Raw genomic sequence first — 2,293 nt, 5'->3', positions numbered from 1 at the left:
AGGAAATAATTGACACCCGGAGTTTGCTGGTAAGAAGTGTTAAACCAGAAATTATGGATGGGTGTCCAACTGCACTGAACAAGCACATGAACAAAGTTATGACTCAGATATATGTAAAGATGATTGTCTTCCGAATGATGTAATTGATGACTACCATAAAACCTGTTTTTTACAGTGTGGTGCAGATCCAAATGATTACCCTGGCTTACAACCAGGCTGGATGCCGTTTGAGCTAAACTAATCTAAAAGAAGCATGTTATGTCTCTTGTTATAAAGATAACTATTGCATTTATTTCATTAATATTAATGTTTTACATTCAATCGGCGCTAGTGTGGCTACTTTGGAGGTTGGAAGAAATATTTAATCCTAACTCTACTGGTTTTTTAAGCGCGATAGCATTTCTATTTAATCCTGTTGGGTTAGGGCTATACTTCTTACCATTAACAGCTACCGGGTGTTATTTACTAACCGTAAGATTTCTCAAAAACAAAAGTTGGCTTAAACAATAACAAGCGGGGTGAGGTCTTACATTTTTTCTTCGTGCTGGTAAGATTGTATGACGTTTTATAGTCATTCATCGCCGAGTTCCCGGATAGCTATTTTATTCTATACATCAAGATTGTTGCATAACCAAACTGGTCAATAGCAGCTGGCTGGTCAGCCCTTTCCGGTTTGGATGGTCAGTTCTTGTCGGCAGGCTGGTCAAAAGGGTGCAGCACCTGCAGGTGCAGATTCCAGTTGAATTGAACATATTCGCTGTTTTAATCTGACCACTTAATCCAGCAAAGCCTGACCAGGCTTACGTTGTTGACCAGTTATGACCATGGAATTGATGAAATATTAGTTTGTTTTAATTTCTGCATCCTGAGTGTTTTCGTAGGATTACTTTTCTCTAGTTTATGGGGTATAGATTAAATCGGTTATATAGGGATAAGATTACAACTACTTTAGGGATTATGATCCAAGTACAGGGAGGTATCTGCAATCTGATCCGATAGGTTTAAGAGGTGGGCTAAATACTTTTTCTTATGTACAAAATAACCCTGTTAGATATACAGATAGAAAAGGGTTAGATTTAGATGGTACATGTGGAGAAACACCATGGTTTTTTCCAACACCAGATGAACACAAAAATAGGAATAAACACAATAAATGTCCATGCAAAGAACCTAAAAATAATCCAGACTGGACGAGTGGCGGTGGAAAATACTGGAATTCAAAAGGCTATGAATGCGCGTATGGCACAGATGGAAGAAGATTACCTGATACTGATCACCCGAATCCTTGGTGGTCATTAAAGCCTCGTAATGAGCAAAACTACTCATACAATTACACACCTGACAAATATTCTCCTGGTCATGCTTGGCAAGATTGGCTTCCTAGCTATGTTTGGCCTGATGATTACCCTGACGACCAGACACAAGACTTAGATGAGTGCGATGAATGTTCGGATATTTAAGGCTATTTTATTTTTAACAGGCCTGTATATCGCTAGTTATTTATTGACGTTTACAGTTATTTATAATGAAGGATACCCATTAAATGAGAGATTAGAGCTAGCTTTCGATATTTTTTTAGGTCCAATGGGCCTTGTGATTTACTCGGTACTGGATGCCGAGTATACCTCCTCTTTATTTTGGATTATTGTCTTAACTATAATATTTTGGATAGTTAAACGATTGTTCTATAAAAACAAAAGAGTTTTTTTGTGGGTCAGCTCAATTGTGTGGCTTGGTTTGGGTGCTTTTTCAGTTTTGGTTTTTATAAGTTAAACTATTATTTAGCGTGCGTTGTAATATTCGGATTGTTTTTATATCCTTCGTATAATAAGTAGTATCCTTGTGGTCAATAGCAATAGGCTGGTCAGCATTTTCTGGTTTAGGTGGTCAGTTGTTACCAGAATGGTGGTCATTTAGGCGTAGCACCTGCAATCGATGAGCCAGTTTCATATGACGTCAGTATAAAGAGGGAGGAATGAATGTATTATGGAGCAAGTTTATGGCGTTATCAAAGAGATAAACAAGACACCCATTCTTAAATAATTTGCTTTTGATGAAAAAGGTTCGTTATAGATGAGCCATATATCTAGAATGAACGGTGAAATAAAGTGAGGATACGAGTAAAATTGTCAAATTCTGAAGTTTGACGTGACACTTTTAGGTTGATTTCTTACACGCAAGCACAGCCCGCGCTCAGTACCTACTGCTGATGTTTGTCAAGTTGTTGTTTGAGAGGATTATCTAGTTCAATAATTCTGAAACTGCCCCAAGGTTCGGCGTTCGTCGGAAATTA

1 protein-coding gene and 1 pseudogene are annotated in these 2,293 nt (G+C 37.8%); both read left to right on the top strand.

What is annotated here, in order from left to right:
- Positions 1-950: 950 nt before the first annotated feature.
- Positions 951-1,460, top strand: a pseudogene (locus tag A3193_RS20980) (RHS repeat-associated core domain-containing protein); the annotation flags it as partial.
- A complete protein-coding gene (locus A3193_RS00005) occupies positions 1,432-1,773 on the top strand; it encodes a hypothetical protein (protein ID WP_069013749.1) in 342 nt (113 codons plus the stop codon). The pseudogene A3193_RS20980 and the gene A3193_RS00005, both read left to right, overlap by 29 nt.
- The last annotated feature ends 520 nt before the right edge of the window (positions 1,774-2,293 follow it).

Origin of the sequence: Candidatus Thiodiazotropha endoloripes (assembly GCF_001708965.1) — a bacterium.
Classification (GTDB): domain Bacteria; phylum Pseudomonadota; class Gammaproteobacteria; order Chromatiales; family Chromatiaceae; genus Thiodiazotropha; species Thiodiazotropha endoloripes.
Note: the sequence above shows the minus strand (reverse complement) of the source record. Positions and strands in the feature narration are given on the sequence as shown.

Excerpts from the sequence above, each read along its gene's own strand:
- A3193_RS00005 (WP_069013749.1), top strand. The coding sequence starts at position 1,432 with ATGAGTGCGATGAATGTTCGGATATTTAAGGCTATTTTATTTTTAACA.